The organism is Parcubacteria group bacterium, from assembly GCA_041659505.1.
Classification (GTDB): Bacteria; Patescibacteriota; Minisyncoccia; order Moranbacterales; family UBA2206; genus UBA9630.
The window spans coordinates 170268-187586 of record JBAZYF010000002.1; the positions used below are offsets into that span (position 1 = coordinate 170268).

18 protein-coding genes and 1 tRNA gene are annotated in these 17319 nt (G+C 42.4%); 10 read left to right on the forward strand and 9 right to left on the reverse strand.

Features of this window, described 5'->3' with window-relative positions:
* Window positions 1–295: 295 nt before the first annotated feature.
* Window positions 296–931 (forward strand): hypothetical protein, encoded by a 636-nt coding sequence (locus tag WC848_03925; GenBank protein ID MFA5961802.1) that lies wholly within the window; start codon window positions 296–298, stop codon window positions 929–931.
* 179 nt (window positions 932–1110) lie between these two features.
* Here WC848_03925 and WC848_03930 read toward each other — a convergent pair whose 3' ends face one another.
* From WC848_03930 to mraZ, 9 genes are all read right to left on the reverse strand, one after another.
* Window positions 1111–2136: an MraY family glycosyltransferase gene (locus WC848_03930; GenBank protein ID MFA5961803.1), complete on the reverse strand. Its 1026-nt coding sequence runs from the start codon at window positions 2134–2136 to the stop codon at window positions 1111–1113.
* Between the two features lie 120 nt (window positions 2137–2256).
* Window positions 2257–3951 carry a glycosyltransferase family 2 protein gene (locus WC848_03935; protein ID MFA5961804.1) on the reverse strand — a complete coding sequence of 565 codons (1695 nt, stop codon included), beginning with the start codon at window positions 3949–3951 and terminating at the stop codon, window positions 2257–2259.
* A 14-nt stretch (window positions 3952–3965) separates the two neighbouring features.
* Window positions 3966–4376 carry a hypothetical protein gene (locus tag WC848_03940; GenBank protein MFA5961805.1) on the reverse strand — a complete coding sequence of 137 codons (411 nt, stop codon included), beginning with the start codon at window positions 4374–4376 and terminating at the stop codon, window positions 3966–3968.
* A 16-nt stretch (window positions 4377–4392) separates the two neighbouring features.
* Complete coding sequence (locus WC848_03945) at window positions 4393–4995, reverse strand: hypothetical protein (protein MFA5961806.1); 603 nt, start codon at window positions 4993–4995, stop codon at window positions 4393–4395.
* A 138-nt stretch (window positions 4996–5133) separates the two neighbouring features.
* Window positions 5134–6519 carry a UDP-N-acetylmuramoyl-tripeptide--D-alanyl-D-alanine ligase gene (gene murF, locus WC848_03950; GenBank protein ID MFA5961807.1) on the reverse strand — a complete coding sequence of 462 codons (1386 nt, stop codon included), beginning with the start codon at window positions 6517–6519 and terminating at the stop codon, window positions 5134–5136.
* Window positions 6494–8428 (reverse strand): penicillin-binding protein 2, encoded by a 1935-nt coding sequence (locus tag WC848_03955; GenBank protein MFA5961808.1) that lies wholly within the window; start codon window positions 8426–8428, stop codon window positions 6494–6496. Before WC848_03955 ends, murF begins: the two co-directional genes overlap by 26 nt.
* A gap of 7 nt (window positions 8429–8435) precedes the next feature.
* Entirely contained in the window at window positions 8436–8840 is a 405-nt protein-coding gene (locus tag WC848_03960) for a hypothetical protein (protein MFA5961809.1), read from the reverse strand.
* 148 nt (window positions 8841–8988) lie between these two features.
* Window positions 8989–9975, reverse strand: coding sequence for a 16S rRNA (cytosine(1402)-N(4))-methyltransferase RsmH (rsmH, locus tag WC848_03965; protein MFA5961810.1), 987 nt, complete (start codon window positions 9973–9975; stop codon window positions 8989–8991).
* Between the two features lie 5 nt (window positions 9976–9980).
* Window positions 9981–10415 carry a division/cell wall cluster transcriptional repressor MraZ gene (gene mraZ / locus WC848_03970; protein MFA5961811.1) on the reverse strand — a complete coding sequence of 145 codons (435 nt, stop codon included), beginning with the start codon at window positions 10413–10415 and terminating at the stop codon, window positions 9981–9983.
* Window positions 10416–10743: 328 nt separating this feature from the next.
* Here mraZ and WC848_03975 point away from each other — a divergent pair, with 328 nt between their 5' ends.
* The 9 genes from WC848_03975 to WC848_04015 all read left to right on the forward strand — a co-directional run bounded on the left by WC848_03975 (window position 10744) and on the right by WC848_04015 (window position 17305).
* Window positions 10744–11511, forward strand: a complete 768-nt coding sequence (locus tag WC848_03975) for a hypothetical protein (protein ID MFA5961812.1) — start codon at window positions 10744–10746, stop codon at window positions 11509–11511.
* Between the two features lie 137 nt (window positions 11512–11648).
* Window positions 11649–12290: a GtrA family protein gene (locus WC848_03980; GenBank protein ID MFA5961813.1), complete on the forward strand. Its 642-nt coding sequence runs from the start codon at window positions 11649–11651 to the stop codon at window positions 12288–12290.
* A gap of 72 nt (window positions 12291–12362) precedes the next feature.
* Window positions 12363–12782, forward strand: coding sequence for a nucleotidyltransferase domain-containing protein (locus tag WC848_03985; protein MFA5961814.1), 420 nt, complete (start codon window positions 12363–12365; stop codon window positions 12780–12782).
* Window positions 12769–13191, forward strand: coding sequence for a HepT-like ribonuclease domain-containing protein (locus WC848_03990; GenBank protein MFA5961815.1), 423 nt, complete (start codon window positions 12769–12771; stop codon window positions 13189–13191). The genes WC848_03985 and WC848_03990 overlap by 14 nt, the downstream gene beginning before the upstream one ends.
* Window positions 13192–13363: 172 nt before the next feature.
* Window positions 13364–14983 (forward strand): DNA polymerase III subunit gamma/tau, encoded by a 1620-nt coding sequence (dnaX, locus tag WC848_03995; protein MFA5961816.1) that lies wholly within the window; start codon window positions 13364–13366, stop codon window positions 14981–14983.
* 128 nt (window positions 14984–15111) lie between these two features.
* Window positions 15112–15363: a GIY-YIG nuclease family protein gene (locus WC848_04000; GenBank protein ID MFA5961817.1), complete on the forward strand. Its 252-nt coding sequence runs from the start codon at window positions 15112–15114 to the stop codon at window positions 15361–15363.
* Between the two features lie 18 nt (window positions 15364–15381).
* Window positions 15382–15453 (forward strand) — tRNA-Gln (locus WC848_04005).
* Window positions 15454–15899: 446 nt separating this feature from the next.
* The gene (locus tag WC848_04010) at window positions 15900–16508 is read left to right on the forward strand and encodes a hypothetical protein (GenBank protein MFA5961818.1); all 609 of its coding nucleotides are present in this window, start codon (window positions 15900–15902) and stop codon (window positions 16506–16508) included.
* A 374-nt stretch (window positions 16509–16882) separates the two neighbouring features.
* Window positions 16883–17305 carry a hypothetical protein gene (locus WC848_04015; GenBank protein ID MFA5961819.1) on the forward strand — a complete coding sequence of 141 codons (423 nt, stop codon included), beginning with the start codon at window positions 16883–16885 and terminating at the stop codon, window positions 17303–17305.
* Window positions 17306–17319: the final 14 nt, after the last annotated feature.

The window sequence follows — 17319 nt, forward strand, 5'->3', positions numbered from 1 at the left end:
TCTGGTAAACCAGCAAGGGAAAACCAAAATGAAAAAACCGTGCTTTTGAGAATAATTTTTTGGCGCATGCGTAAGTCTAACCCAAAAAAGATTCGTCATAAAAAAATATTTATCTGATCTTTAAAAAAAATAAATACTCCAAAATTTATCCGCACATTTTTGTCATTTATACCAGAACCTAAATAGCCAAAATTGTCTAGTTGACGCCCTTCCCAGCTTTGCTAAAATTTAGTATTAGAAACCCGCTTCAACGAAAGCACATTAAAAACTTAAACTAGAAAGGAAGGTGAAAACTATGGAATCCAACCAAGAATCGAACGACAACCCGAACAAGGAAGAAGAAATGGCTGATGAATTTGGAGACTCCCCGACTACGGCAAAGCAATGGTTTCAGGATAATTTGAGGATCATTGTCAGTATTCTTGTTGTTGTTATCATCGCCGCCGGAATCTATTCTTACTCTAACCGCGCCCAAAATGTCGATCAGACAGAACAGACTCAACAGAGTGACATTCTCAAGGATTTGGCAAACAATGCCGGTACGGAAGAAAAGACAACGCCAAGTGACAATACTGCGACTTCTAATGCGGATAAGACAACTAAGACGTCTTCGGTAACAACCAGCCAGGAAACTGACCAATCTTTTGTCGAAACAGCCGGTAAGGGAGATGGAACGACCAAGCTTGCCAGAAAAGCATTGGCAGATTATTTGGAAAAAAATCCTGATTCCTCACTCACCCCAGAACACAAGATCTATATTGAAGATTATCTGAGAAAAAATGTAGGTCATAAGGGAGGAGTAAAAATAGGAACATCAGTAGAATTTTCCAAAAGCCTAATTTCCGACGCAATCACGAAATCCAAAACTCTAACTGCCGGGCAACTCAAAAACTTGCACAAATATGCCGTCAGAGTGCCATCGTTATCCTAGATTTAAAAAAACCGATTTTATTATGAAATAAAATTCTACTGTTCTTTCCTTATAAGTCGAGTATATCATTACTCCCTTTTATAAAAACATAAAATCCCTCGTGGCCTCAGCGCCAAAAGGGATTTTATGTTTTTTAGGAGTTACGTATTTACCCGAGTCCAAAAATAAGCTTTTTTATTTCAATCCTTTCTTGCGTCAGCTAATCGCCTATTTATCAAAAAAGAAATCGCTAGCATGATAGAAACTGCCAGGACAAGCGTGATGCTTTTGCCAAAAGTTCTTGTGTTCAGTGCGACAATGGCGATTAGCAGGGTCGCTAGATAATAATAACTTGCAATTTTTCTCTGCGACCAGCCAATCTCTAAGAGCTTATGATGTAAATGATTGTTATCCGCCCTAAAAATCGACTCACCTCTTCTCAGGCGCTCACCAATAACCCAAACAAAATCCACCAGCGGAATAGTTAGAACTAAAATAGCGGTGGCAATTTTTGTTCCGGAAAAAATTGCCAAGACAGCCAAAGAAAGCCCCATAAACATCGCTCCGGATGTGCCAGCAATGATCCGCGCCGGATTAAAATTAAACACCAAAAAACCCAAAAGCGTTCCCAAGAGGATACTAGAAATGATCGCTACCGGTGGCTGATTAACCTCAGGTTTGAAACTAAGGATAAAAATTGTCCCGACTGAAATCAGGCTGATTCCGCCCGACAATCCATCCACCCCATCTATCCAATTCACAGCATTAATCACAAAAACGATCCAGAAAACGACCAGCAACAGTGAGAAAAAAACCGTGCTACCCAGATTCAGATTGATCGTCCCGCCTACAAAAGGATTAGTCACATAGTAGATCCGCACCCCAAGAACAAAAACTAAGACGGAAATCGCCATCTGAAAAAACAACTGCGTTTTCCAGTAAATTTCTTTGATGTCGTCTCGCACACCCACCAGCATGAGGACGATTGAAGCAAACATAAAACCGAACAGTTCCGGACTGATGACCAAATCGCGATTGAAAATGATAGCTAGATTGAAAGCCAGTACCATCGCGATTCCTCCGATGCGATAGACACCTTTTTTGTGAATGTGTCGCTTGGCCAGACGTTTGCCCCAAGGAATTTTTTTGGCCAGCGGTAAAATAACTACAATAAGAAGAATAGTGAAAAAAAACGCTTCCAGGAATGGTACAAGATATTTTGGCATAGACCAGCATTACTGATTAACTTTCTGATTTTTTATTTTCACGACTTGCGCATTTGCCCGAGTCAGCCGTACTTTTTTTAGAAAATACAGTTGTGAGGTTAAATGTGCAACTTCTAAATTTTATTTTTTGCGCATTTTTTCCGTCACCCAAAATTCACCGAAATATTTTCCCAGAAGAATCCGAGTTTGCGAATCAATTGCCGGAAAAGATCCGAGAAATGGAGCAATGACTGGAACCAGTACCCACTGTAAAAGCATATAGATATTTCTCCAACGCGAATATTTTGCCGGGCGTGGCGGAAGCAAGAGAAAGCTCAAAGACATCGAAACCGCCAGACCAAGCATAGCCAGAGTCATTAGATAACGGGTATAGATCGGTAAATTATGCGCCAGCACCTGCTGATTAAAATCGTCTCCGCCTAAAATCAGCGGGAGCCAACCAAGAATTGCCAAAATTAAAGCCGAAGTCGCCCAGGAATGATGCCCCTCCAGCATCTCAAAAGCAGTTCTAAATTTTTGGCGAAAACTGATTTTTTTATTCGGTCCGATCGCCCGCATAATGACCGGGAAGTTCTCGATACCATAAGCCCAGCGTCTTTTTTGTTTATACTGATTGACGATCGTTTTCCAATAAGTTTCCGCCAGAACCGCATCCAAGGAAATCGGCAGATAGACCGGCTTGACCCGGTAGTCCCCGTTATAATAAGTAAAGCATTTCCAATAGATGATCGAGTCCTCACTGATCATATTCACCGGCCAAAAGTTAACTTTGTGGAGCGTATCGAAAGGTTCACTGTGGGAAGAAAAAGTGACCATGCCGTCTGACCGGGTACTTTGAAAAATGTGCCAAAAACTCGAGCCGGTCACAATCACCCGCACAAAAGCGTTCGTATCCCAAAGATTGTTGTGGTACATCGGGAGCGGTTGATAACTGCGTTGCAAGCGCTTTGGGTCAGTGATATATTCATAAGTCAGCGCGGCAAAATATTCTTTGTGCGCCACGCTATCACAATCAAAATTGGAAAAAATCACCCGCTTGAAATCAACCTTTTTTTCCTTCAAATAATCCGCCAGCTTGCGAGCGGCATAAGTCGCATTAGACCCCTTAGCTTTCATCTCATCATCGCGCACCTGATGAGTCGTGACAATGAAGTCTCGAAAAACTCCGGCGAATTTTTTCGTGAGATAGTCCACTTTTTCTTTGCGCCGCTCGGCATTTTCCCGTTCCTCGGTTGCCAAAAGAATAATGATCTGCTCGTTGGGAAAATTCGCCTCCTCGATGGCTTGAATTGACGGCTCAATCACATCGGCCGGCTCGGTCGCCGTCGGCAACATCACCACGTGCACAATTTCACGCCAATCCCAAATCTGATCGTTGATCTTTTCCAGCGATTCAACTTCTTTCAAATAGGTTTTTTGCTGTTTCAGTTCTCGTTTCAAAATTTTCACATCCCGCCTTGTCATTCCATTGCGTTCACGCAAACTGTCTTTCATCCGCAAGATCCGTGCGTTGATCAGCTCGCGATAATTTGCAGGATTACTGATGTTTTGACAGCGTTCCCACCAATCAATTCTGATTCCCGCCTTCAATTTTTGATAACCCTCGACAGAATAATAAGCGATAAAAATTGTCCGCAGAATCCAATAGATGTCAAACGTGATGATGAAATAAGCCACCCAATCCGGCACGATAAAAGAAAAGGCAAACATACCAATAATAGTCACCCAAGTCAAAGTACCGGGAATTACCTCAAGCATCCGCTGTTTTTTCCGCTCACGCGGGTCTTGAGTTTTGGGATCAGGAAATACAAACATAGGACAAATTGACTTTAATAGTTAATAATAATGACACTAATTGCGGAAATAAGCAAGCTCAGCTGTACCATCAAAGCCGCCAAAAGCAAAACGTAGCTAGCAATCCGCTCTTTTTTGACATAGAAATAGAAAGATAATAAAACATTGATCAAAAGAACAATAAAGCCGATGGAAGGTAAGAGGAAGACTTCCCGGGAAGCACCGATCGAATCAACGCCGAAATAAACATTATAATGCAAAATGATCGAACTGCCCGCCGGGTGAGAATAAAATTTCAAGACTGACCAAATGACAAGATTAAAAAAAACTCCGAGGAAGAGCAACCACAGAACAATCCGGCTGCGGAAAAATTCTTGGCCAAAAAAAAACTTGATTTTTCCATTCAAGCTTTTTCCCTCAAAAAATTTTAGTTTATTTTCAGACATTGTTTGTTTTCAAGATCTATAATTTTCTTTTCGCGATAAATTGTTTCAGTCCGGTGATTTTATTAATTACCTCCTCATTCGGCCCTTCGAGAAATTCTAGGATAAATTTATCGAGCATATTCAAGCGATACTTAAATTCTTCCATCGTCATGAGCACAAAACTGATCTCTTTACCAATTTCCGCCTCAAGCGCGCCCATCAAATTTTTCAACTTCGCCTTGCCAATGTCATCACCGACAATAATCATGTCAGCTTTGCTTTTGTGGTAGTTGATGAAAATACCACTAATCACCGCCAACTTTACATTGCCAATTTTTGAAATCTTTTCCAAACTTTTGCACTGGGGAGAAGTATTGGATTTGGCAATCAGATTTTTCAGTTCCGGATAAAAATCAAAATTCTGGTTCAAGCGATAATAGAATTTGCCTTTTTGGGTGTTTTTGATGACAAATTTCACCCGCACAAACATTTCCAATTCTCGCCTGATTTTTGCCCCTTTGAGCATGTTTCTCCTGGCAATTTCCGGCGAATCAAACGGCACATCGGGATTTTGCAAAAAAAACCGAAGCAACCGCGCCCTTTCTTTGGAACCGAAAAGACTCTCTAAGATTTCAGACATTTTAGTAGGATTATTTAAAGATTAAGTTAGCTACTAATCTAATTATAGCTTTTGGAAAGAAAAAAGCAACCCCGAAAAATTCTTTCGCAATTTCGGGGCAGGCCACTACCTGAAGTTGCTTATTGGTGGTGTAAAATCCTAAACCTCCTTCCACAGCTTATTCCTCCATTCTAAATTCTGCCGGCACAAAAGCTCCTCGGCGCGCTCCGGTTCCGCCATCACTTCTTCCACAATTTTCTCCATCCGCATGCCTTGCGAACCTTTAACAAGAACAACATCACCCGGACGCAAAATTTCTTGCAACTTCTTACCCGCTGACATTGGATCGGAAAAAGCGTAAATTTCTCCGGCAAATTCATGTTTATTTAGCTCGTCCACGGCAAATTGCATCCTTTTGCCCACCGCCAAAAAGATATCCCCGCCAACCTCCAAGAATTTTTTCGCCAACATCCGATGATCCTCTTCCGTACTTTTTCCCAATTCCAACATATCCCCTAACGCAACAATCTTTCGCGCTTGGCACATCTCTCGCAAAACTTCCAGCGCCCCTTCAGCAGAAGCGAGCGAAGAATTATATGTATCATCAATGATGAAAGAATCTTTGATGCCTCGGATCAGATTCATCCGGCCAGACGGCAGGGAAAAATTCTCCAAGCTCTTTCCGATTTCTACCAGATTGAGACCTAATTCGATTCCGACGGAAACTCCAGCCAGCGCCGCATAAATATTATGCTTGGCTAAAATATTATTCAGACGCAGTGGCATTGTTGTGCCCTTGTAATTCAGCTTGAAACTTAATCCGCTGATTGAAGACGCCCCGCCCTGGCGGGGTGTCTCTACAGCAGACATATCGTCATTTTGATTCAAAAAAACATCCAGCGCCCGCGCATCGGCATTCTCCTCAAATCCGAAGGAAAAAATCCGCGCGACTACGCCTGATTGGCGCGGATTCTCTTTCAGTTTTGCCAAATATTGATTGTCACTGTTTATGATTGCCACGTCCTTTTCTGAAAGTGCCTTTGCCAGCGTCGCCTTTTCTTTGAAAATGGCTTCGATGTTTTTGAAGTACTCCAAATGACTGGAGGAAATTTCGGTTATGACGGAGATATCCGGTTTGGCAAAATCAGTCAGATATTCCAGATCTCCCGGCCGATCCGCCCCCATCTCTAGGATTAAAATTTCCGGATACTTGGAAGGAAAAATCCAAAGAAATAGCCAGCGCAAAATTACACCTAGCCATTTGAAAAATGATCGCTTCCCGCTTTCCACGCCGATAATCGTCAGCGGAACTCCGATTTCATTGTTGTAGTTTTTTTCACTTTTTCGCACACGAAAGTGATTAGAGATCACAGAAAATATCGCATCTTTGGCGGAAGTTTTTCCAATCGAACCAGTCACCGCAATTATCCGCGGCTGATATTTTTTGAGGATTGCACTCGCCATAAACCGCAACAACTTTTCCAATTGCGTCTTTTTTCTGGTATCTTTTTCGCTGGAATTATTTTTTTTTGGTTTTTTGTCCATCTTGTTTATTATTTCCAGAAGTTAAAGTAACTGCAGGTACTGGTGCTGAAGGCTCAGCTTCTTCCAACTTTTGGTCTTGCTCATTTTTGATGAAAGAATTTTCCAAAGTATGCGTCTGATTAAACTTGTCCATATCTTTTTGCGAATATTCCTGGGTCGGCTCGATATGGTAATACTCAAGCAAAAATTTCATCAATTCTCCAAAAGTCGGCGCCGCGCTAGATTCCGCCCACTCCACCGCTTTCGGATCATCCAAACGGACCAGCATGGTAAATTTCGGATTATCCGTCGGAGCAAACCCCGCAAAAGACCCGATATTCATCCCGTCTTCATATCCTCCGCTTGGTCCGACCACCTGAGCTGTTCCGGTTTTTCCTCCCACCAGATAACCCGGAACATCCGCCTGTTTTCCATGTCCGTCCGTCACCACGCTGCGAAGCATCTGAGTAGTTTCATAGGCGCTCTGCTGAGAAATGACCCGACGGACTTCTTCAGGCGCTATTTGCGTCACACTGCCATCATCATGCATCACCTTATCAATAATCTGCGGTTTCAATAGTATCCCGTTGTTAGCAATCGCATTGTAAGCTGAAATTAATTGCAACGGGGTCACCGTAATGCCTTGTCCGAACGAAGCAGTGAAAAACTCGATGCTTCTTTTGGGATTTTTCAGATTAGTTAGATTGCCGGATACTTCGGCATAAATATCCGTTCCGGTCAGCGAACCAAAGCCGAATTTTTTGATATAATCGGCAAAAACCTGATTGCCCATCTGCTTTTGTGCAAAAATCACTCCAGTATTTAGAGATTTTTCCAATACTTGCGTCATCGTCTGCTTACCATTAGCTTTGAGATCGGAATTCTTGATCGCATACCCCGCTTCCGTGACAGTTCCCGTATCGACATAAGTCGTGTCAGGACTGATTTTTCCGTCATCAATAGCGGAGGCCAATGTAAAAGATTTGAATACACTGCCACATTCGTATGGGTCACTCACCGCCAAATTTCGGAATGCTTCCATATCTTCCACCTTGGCATATTCGTTGGGATTGAATGTTGGAAAACTGGCCATGGAAATAATCTTTCCCGTTTTTGATTCCATCACGATAATTGCTCCTCTTTTTGCCTCAAATTTTTTTACTGCCGCTGCTAACATTTTTTCTGTTTCGTACTGAACGCTATGATCGATCGTCAAGACCAGATCATTACCGTTCTTAGCATAAGCAATGTCCCGATCTCCTGTCGTGATCCACCGCCCAGAAGCATCCTTATTCTGGAACAACTTTCCGCCTTCGCCTTTGAGTTCCGATTCGAAATATAGTTCACTGCCATATCTTCCTCCAAATTCATCATCCCTCCAGCCGACAAAACCTAAGACGTGCGAGGCCAATTCTCCGGCCGGATAATAGCGAAATTCTTCACTGGACAGATGGACACCCTTCAATCTTAAATCATTTAGAGCTTGGATCTCTTCATCGCTCAGTCGATGCTTCAAAACTTCATACATATCATCCTTGTCACTGAATTTACCAATCAATTCGTTCCGGTCAAGACCCAAAACGGCTGCCACCTTTTCACTGGCAGTGTCCACATCTTCAATTTCTTTCGGCACGGCATAGGCCATCTTAGTTTCTTTGTTGACCGCCACAGGATATAGCGCGTCTCGATCTTTGAGAAAAATCTCTCCCCGCTCCGGAACCAATTTTCGAAAAAGAGAATGTTGATTGTCCGCCAAGGCAGTATAGTAACCGTAACTTTCGACCTGTAAGGAGTAGGCCCGGGAAATTACCAGGATTGTAATAATAACTATTAAAAAACCCAGAGCGTTTATTCTTGGATTTTTTAAATCTTTCCCAAGAGAGCACCGGGCACCGATTCCATACTTCCTTTTCCTTTGCACATTGGCCATCTTTATTTCATCTTAGTGCGACAGTATTATTGACTTCTAGATAACTGACATTAGCCGGACTAACCAGATTGAAATCAGCCGCGGATTTTTCAATCACATACATCGATCGCAGTTCCATCTCGCGGATCTGCATCTGCTTGTTCTCTTTTTCCAGCTCAGCAATCCTGTTTTCCAAATCGCGGATGTCATAGCCCTTGACTGCCAAATCATTGACCTGGAACAAATAATAGGCGCACGACAGAATCACGAAAAAAGCGACCATAAACCCAGCACTAGCCAGTCCGATCCGGATACTGCCCTTTTGCGCCGCAAAAGACGATGTCCGCGCAGACCTTTCTTCAAGCGGTTTTCCCAAGACTTTCTCGCGAGAAATTCTACTATTATGTTTATTGATAATAAGAATTTTTGCCATTTTTGTTTTTTTATCCCCCACCACTTTTTTGCTTCTGGATCTATCTAGCCCAGAAATTGTTTTCCAGTTGTCCAAAAGCACGTACTACCATTTACTTTTTTACGCATGAAGTGCGAGCAAAAAAGTGGTGGGGGATGAATTTTTGATTTTATTTTCCAATCTTCTCACAAACCCGCAGTTTCGCGCTCCGCGAACGTGGATTATTTTCCACCTCTTCCGGACCGGCCACAATTGGCTTTTTGGTGAGTATCTTTAAATTTGCCAAATTGTCACAAAGACAGACGGGAAAATCTTGTGGACAAATGCATCCCCTAGCATTTTTCCGCAGATGTTCTTTCACGATTCTGTCTTCTAGCGAATGGAAGGAAATTACCGCCAACCTTCCGTGGGGAGCGAGAGCTCCGATTGCCGAGTCCAAAAACTGATCAAGGCTATCCAATTCTTGATTAACTGCGATTCGGAGCGCCTGAAACGTTTTGGTCGCCGGACTGATCCGGCCATGTCGATATTTGTCTGACACGTGACTACCGATGATTGAAACCAACTCCCCGGTTTTTTCTATTTTTTGCTTTGCCCGATATTCAATAATTCCTTTTGCGATGCTTTTATAAAATTTTTCCTCTCCGTAGTCGCGAATGATTCTTTCCAAATCTTCCGGCGCATATTCGTTCAGTATTTTCTCCGCTGTCAGTTCCTGAGTCTGATCAAAGCGCATATCCAGTGGCGCGTCTAATTGCTGAAAACTAATCCCCCGCTTCGCGTCCTCCAATTGATCAGAAGAATAACCGATGTCCGCCAAAATCGCATCCGCTTTTTCAATTCCTATTGCCTGTAAAATATCTTTCAACCCAGAAAAATTCTTGTTAACTAAATAAATGTTTTTAAATTTGAAAATTGGGATTTGGAAATTGTTTTGGATCTGCCAGCTGGCGGAGGAAATTGGAAATTCCGCGAACCGCTCTATTGCTTTAATATCAGCATCCAAAGCAATTAGAGTTCCCCTACTACCTATAATTTTCAATATCTCGCGGCTATGCCCTCCACCACCCAGCGTCGCATCAACCACCACCGCACCTTCTTTTAAATTTAATGCCTCTATACTTTCTTCCAGCAAAACTGATTTATGGATAGTCATTGATTTTAATATACCCCCAGCTTGCCCAACTGTTCGGCAATCTCGTCAGTATTTTTCTCAGCATTTTTCTTATACTCATTCCATTTAGTCTCGTCCCAGATTTCCAAACGGTTATAGATTCCGGCAATGATCACGTTCTTGTCGAGACCGGCATATTCTTTCAAATAATCCGGAATCAAAATCCTGCCCTGTTTGTCTGTTTCCACATCTGTCGCCCCTGCCAACATCAACCGCACAAAGCTACGCGTACTCGACTCTCCCACTGGAATTGCTCCGAGCTTTCCCGCTAATTCTTCCCAGACTTTCATCGGATAGATAAAGAGGCACTTGTCGAGTCCTCGCGTCACCACCACTTTGTTTTTCAGTTCACTGCGAAACTTACTTGGCACCGCCAATCTTTTTTTCGGATCAATCGAATGTTGGTATTCGCCGATAAACATAATTATTTTTTCAAAATCCCCACTTACCACCACTTATATGAACGACAAATCTATTTTACCCCACCAGCTCTCACCCGTCAACACAATTAGCAAAAACTAAAAACACCGAAACTGAGCCTTTTTTCAAAAAGTTATCCACAGGATATCGACAGAAATCAGTAGCACGCTTTTAATAAGCCGAAAAGTTAGGTTCTCTTAAAGATAAAAAATAACTAAAAAAAGACCACCAAAAAAATATCAACAGTCCTGCTAAAAAATTTTGCTTGCACTAAACTTCTAAAAAATGTATAATTAAATCACAAAATAAAAAAATTAAAACAAAACCCAGATGGAAGAAAAAAATATTCAAGATGATAATAAAAACGCGGAAAAAATTCAGGCGCTCCGCGATATGATTTCCGCCGCTGAATCAACTTTACAAGGAGCCAAATCGATGCTCTTGCAACTCGAAGGTAAAAAGAAAGCGGGACGTCGCCGAAAAACAGAAGATGCAGATGACAACGAAAAAGTGATCGAAGGCACTTTTGACGGACAAATTATGCAGGGAACTGACGGCAAGCAATATCCTGTCCCCGCCAACTACGCTTCCAAATCAAAACTGGTCAAGGGTGATATGATGAAACTGGCGATCACCTCTGACGGATCTTTTATCTACAAACAGATCGGACCGGTCGTACGAAAAATGGCCATCGGCACAGTCAACCAAGATATGGATGGTAACTATTTTGTCGTGGCCGACGGCAAGGCTTATCGTGTCCTCCTGGCTTCTATCACTTACTTTAAAGTTGAGCCGGGCGATGAAGTTACTTTAGTTACGCCTCGCGATATCGACTCCGAATGGGGCGCAATTGAAAATCTGTTGCAAAAATCGCGTGAAAAAGCAACACCTAAAAGAGAGGGTGTTCAAGATATCGGCGGATTTCGAAAAATCGATGACATCTTCAATGAAAAACCAAAAAGCACCGAACCAAGCGCAATCGCAACAACGCCCGAGATAAATACCAAGCCTGCTAGCGATGAACCGACAGTAATCGATGAGTGGATGCCAAACCTGGACGAACTGCGCAAAGAGCTAGAAAGTAAATCTAACGAATAATTCATCCCCCACCACTTTTTCGTTTTTGGGTAATTATTTACTTTGCACTATAAGCTGTTAAAAAATAATAAACTAAAACAATACTCTCCTGACTACGTCGCGAATGCGAACGAAAAAGTGGTGGGGGATAAAAAAATATGGAAGAAATCCAAATGACGAAAAAAGACGTCTTGTTTGCTACTGGCGCCGGACTGCTCATCGGCCTGCTACTATTACCGACACTCGCCGCCGCCAAACCCGATCTCTATGCTAAAATCTCCCTTTGGATCGTGCCACTTTTTCTCATTGCCACACCATTCGGATTGACTATCGCCTATTACATAAGCAAAAAAATTGCCGTCATTTGGCAGATAGCAAAATTCGGCGTGACCGGAGTTTTGAATGTTTTGGTTGATATGGGCGTTCTTTCTCTGCTCATCGCTTTTTTCCGCAATTCTTTCCAGATCAGCGCCAACGATGCCGTCTTTTCCGTCCTCACATTCTACTCGGCCTATAAAGCGATTTCTTTCATCGTTGCCAACATTAACAGCTATGCTTGGAATAAATATTGGACCTTCAATCAAACCGGCGAAAAGAAATCGGAGTTTATGCAATTCTTTCTAGTTAGTATTGTTGGTTTTATCATCAACGTTGCTGTGGCTTCCCTCGTCTTTCATCTTGGCAACCCCTCCGGCGCCCTTGCGCAAGGCCAATGGGGACTGATCGGCGCCGCAATGGGCAGCATTGTCGGATTGGTTTGGAATTTTGTGGGTTATAAATTTATTGTTTTTAAAAAATAGTCTTTTTTCCGCCAAAAATCCCGCCCAACCGGCAGGATTTTTCTTTTTGTCAAAATGATATATAATAGAACTATGGAAAAAAGCACTCCACTGACAAGCGAACAACAAATAAAAATTGCCAAAATTGCCAAAAAATTCCATTTAAAATTGGTTATTCTTTTTGGTTCTTTTTCCAGTGGAAAAAATCGAGCAGACAGTGATATGGATATTGCTGTCTTGGGATTAAACATAGCTTCTTTTGATGACCAACTTTGTTTGACAAATGAATTCTCGCAGATTTTTCAAAGTAACGTTGACTTAACTGTGATCAATAGTGCCAATCCACTCCTTAGCTTTCAAATAAGCAAAAATGCAGTGCTACTTTTCGGAAGCCAGCAGGAATTTATGAAATTCAAATTATATGCGTTTCATATGTTTAATGACTACGCGCCGTATTTTCAGATGGAAAAAAACTTGAATAAAAAAATAATAAACGCATATGCCAATCGATAAAGAACTCATCACAAGAAAAATTACTTTTATCAATAAAGATCTTTCTGAACTGAAAAAACTAAACGCCCTATCGCTAAAAACATATTTGAGCAAAGCTGACTACGAAGTGATGGCAGAGAGATACTTGGAACGAATCATCGGTCGAACAATTGACATTAATTATCATATTTTATCCGAGCTGGAAAACCAAATTCCAACTGATTATTACAATTCTTTTATTGCCCTGGGGAAAAAGAAATATCTGCCGTCAAAGCTTTCTGAAGCATTGGCTAATTCCGCAGGACTGCGAAACAGACTGGCGCATGAATATGACGAGATTGATGAAAAAAAAGTTTTTGCCGCCATCAACTCTTGCCTCAAAGACGTTCCGAAATATTTGAAAAATATTGTAAAAGCTTTGAATTTATAGAAACAAAAGAGGTAAAAGATGGCTGATAGTAAAACGAAAAAATCAACACCGGTCAACACTGGTCGTTTTTGTTTTTAACAATAAAAAACATCAATTGCCAGCAATATTTTCCGGTGGTATAATATCCAACAGGGGTGCCAACTTGGCGCTCTAAATTTATGTTAAACGCATTATGTCTCAAACCCTCTACCGCAAATATCGCCCCAAAAACTTCTCCGAAATCATCGGTCAGACGCACATCGTGCGGACGCTTTCTAATGCGATCAAAAATGACCGTGTCGCTCACGCCTATCTTTTCACCGGACCACGTGGTACCGGCAAAACCACTTTTGCGCGGATTTTTGCCAAAACCGTCAATTGCCAAAGTAAATTGGACGGCAACGCTTGCGAAAAGTGCCCGGCATGTCTCGCCATCCAATCTGGCCAATCACTGGATATCATTGAAATTGACGCCGCCTCAAACACGGGCGTGGACAATATCCGCGAATTGAAAGAAACGATTGCCCTGCCTCCGACGCTTTTGAAATACAAGACCTACATTATCGATGAGGCGCATATGCTTTCGACCGGGGCGTGGAACGCGCTTTTGAAAAGCCTTGAAGAACCGCCCGCTCACGTCATTTTTATTTTAGCTACAACAGAACTCCATAAGGTGCCTGCCACGATCATCTCCCGCTGTCAAAAATTCGATTTCCCCCGCTGGCCAATGGCGGACATCATTGAAAAATTAACACTTATCGCCAAGGAAGAAAAAATCACCGTCGAAAAAGAAGCTCTGGAAATGATTGCTCTGTCCGCAGAAGGCGGAATGCGCGACGCTGAATCACTGCTCGGACAAATCATCGCCCTGGAAGATCAAAACATTTCCGCCAAAGATGTGGAAGAAATTTTGGGCACCGTGGACAAAAGTTTCATTAGTGACGTTGCGCAAGAGATTATTTTCAAAAATACAGGGAAAGCAATCGCTAAAGTCAACGAGCTGATCGCCGGTGGCTATGATTTACAAATTTTTAATAAAGCCCTGATCAATCACTTCCGCCAACTGATGCTAATGAAGATTGATGAAAACTTCAAGACCTATTTCACACGCGAACTGACCCAAGATAAGATTGAAAAACTGATCGCCCTCGCTCAGAAAAGCGAACTCTCCCAAATCGTAACCACCATCGATCTGCTTTTGGTTGCGCAAAATAAACTATTCTCATTTTTACTTCCGCAACTGGCGCTGGAAATTGCCATCATCAAAGCGACCCAAAAAATTCAAGCACCAGAATTGCCACTGGCAAGAGCTACTCCCACAGCAAGAATCAGAACCGCTCCCCTTTCTACGCCCGAAAAACAAACTGAAGCCGAATCATCTCGACCACAACCAACCAAAAGAGCAGAAATTAATTCCGCAGTCAACCTGGATACGGATATGCTCAAGAGCCGTTGGAACCGCCTGCTAGTTGAAATCCGCCCGCACAACCATTCCCTCTGCGCCCTCCTGACTAATTGCCAAATTAAGACCACCGAAGGCAACGTCATCACCCTCGCCACGCCCTATGAATTCTACAAGGAAAAACTCGACGATCCGCAGAACAGATTGACAATCGAGGAAGTTTTTAGTAAGATTTTAGAATTGGCCGTTCGGATCCAAGTCGTGGTCGACAAGACCCTGGCGCCGGTCCAAAAATCTTCGGCCGATGAAGAACTCCAAGAGGCCAACGAAAAAGAAAACACCGCCAACCACGAACAATCCTCGCTCCTGAGCTCCGCAATGGAGATTATGGGTGGGAAGATTGTGGAATGAGAAATTATAGACTTAAAGATGGGGAGTAGCCCCCGCCTTGACGGGGCAGGCAATCGGTAAGGCACCCCGCCGCGGCGGGGCATGCGAAGGTCCAAATTCTACCACCCCAACATTATATACAAAAAAATATGACCTTTTTTGTTTATATTCTTAAAAGTATTAAAGATACTAGGCTCTATATTGGTCAAACTAATAATCTAGAAAATAGACTATTGAGACATAATAGCGGAAAAGTCACTGCTACAAAAAACAGAAGACCATTTACTGTAGTTTATAAAGAAGAATATCTGAGCAGAACCGAAGCAATGCAAAGGGAAAAATATCTAAAATCACTGAAGGGAGATCTAGAAAGAAAGCTAAATATAAAATTTGAAAATTAAATAAATTGCACTCAAAGTTGGGGAGTAGCCAAGTGGTAAGGCAGGGGCCTTTGAAGCCCCCATGCGAAGGTCCGAATCCTTCCTCCCCAACCTTGTGTACAATATGAAAAGGATAAGGCACCCCGCCGCGGCGGGGCATGCGAAGGTCCGAATCCTTCCTCCCCAACAAATTCCAAAAAATAGCATCTAAAAGTGCTATTTTTTGTTTCATATAAGCTAAAAATTTCAACTGGTTGCTAAAATCATCCTTAAATCCTGCCATAATATATTTTGCTTTATTTAAAGCATTATTACTATATTTACTAACTTTCGAAGCTGATGAAGTATTTTTGGGGTTGACAAACAAAAAAGAATGTGCAAATATGGTCTGTTAGCTCTTTAAAACATCGGGAAAATGAGATGAGCATTTTGAGCGTTTCCGCTAGCTAGCGGATTTTAATACTCAAACTGCTCGTCTTATTTTAGTGGACGACCATTCGCCATTTTTGGCAAAATAAAACTTCAATGCAAAAGGAGAAAGAGGAATGGACGAAAGAATGCCCAATTTTTTAAAAGAACTGCTTGAAAGCGATGAATTACTCGGCGGAATGCGCGAAGGCGCAATGTTGGGTGGCCTGTTTGAGAGTTTTCTTAAGACAACACCCAAAACAGCCGGAAATATCATCGCAGATGCCAAGGTCGCCGGGAAAAAGGTCGAGGTGGAACATCTCGCCGAAGCTGTCCAGCATCTCACGGCAAAAATTAACGAGGTAACGGAAGCCACAAAAGCAAAAGAGGGCGAGTTCCGGGAGACCATAAAATGCCTCATGGAAGACCTCGCTAATTCAGAAGAAAGAGCCGGTAAATTGGGACGAAATCTATCTCAGGCGGAACGGGAAGTCAAAATGGCCACCGACAAAAACGCCCAGTGCATGAAAATGATCAACGGCGCCAAAAATATTCTGACCCTGTCCAACGGGGAAACCCCGGCCACGGATACAATCGATCAGCTCAAGGATATTTTTCGCCTCGCTAAGGCAGCTCCCCCATCCGATGGCACCAGTTCTCTTAATACAGAACTTTCCGGCGCCTCTCAGCCCGCCACCACCGAAAAGGGATTTCCATTTAAAGGAAAGGCCTCCGGCGCATCCGAGCCTGGAAAATAATCCCACCTCCGACAGCACCTTACTGATCTCGAAGACATCCTAGCTCGGCCTAAGAAGCCGACTAGGGAAAAGCCCTCTCATTCATAACTAATGAGATGGGCTTTTTAATTTCCCAACCAACACCTTTATTCTTTCAATTTTCCCCTCAACAAGTCCTTTATTCTCCAAAATCCAATCATATGTTAAACTAAACTGGTTGCGGGTCTTATCCTCAACTCCCAACATTCAGTAAATCAGGCTTTTTTAAGCCTTTTTTGTTTGGTGCGATTGACAAAATGGCTATTTGGGTGTATAATCTAAAATTACAGAAAAATCGGACAATAACCGCTGGAAATAATTTCAACCAAACAGCACATTTAAAAAAGGAGCTCATCATGAAAAGAATTGTAACCGCATGCGTATTGGCCGTTTTTTCCCTAATCATCGTCGCTTCCTTTGCTTTCGCCGAGGAAACATGGAGAAAAACAGTTCATCAGGACAGTGATTTTTGGAGTGAGAGTTATGGCATGAAGCTTCCAAAAGCTAATTGTCTGATTTCGGTCTCGAAAAATGGCAAAAAGATCAGTGTCAACGCAATTGATTATGACCATTATGGCAAAATGCTTGGCCAAACAGTCATAATTGATTCAGAAAAAAAGACTATCAAGACTTACATGCATGAGGTAATGGATGATCAGCGCTTCATCAGAAGTGATGCGCATGGGTACGACATATTTTATGTCAAATATCTACCCCATGCGAAAAAACTTCCGCCTGAAATCCGTGCCAAATTTATAGGACAATGGGGTATTGAATAATCCCCAACCAAAAA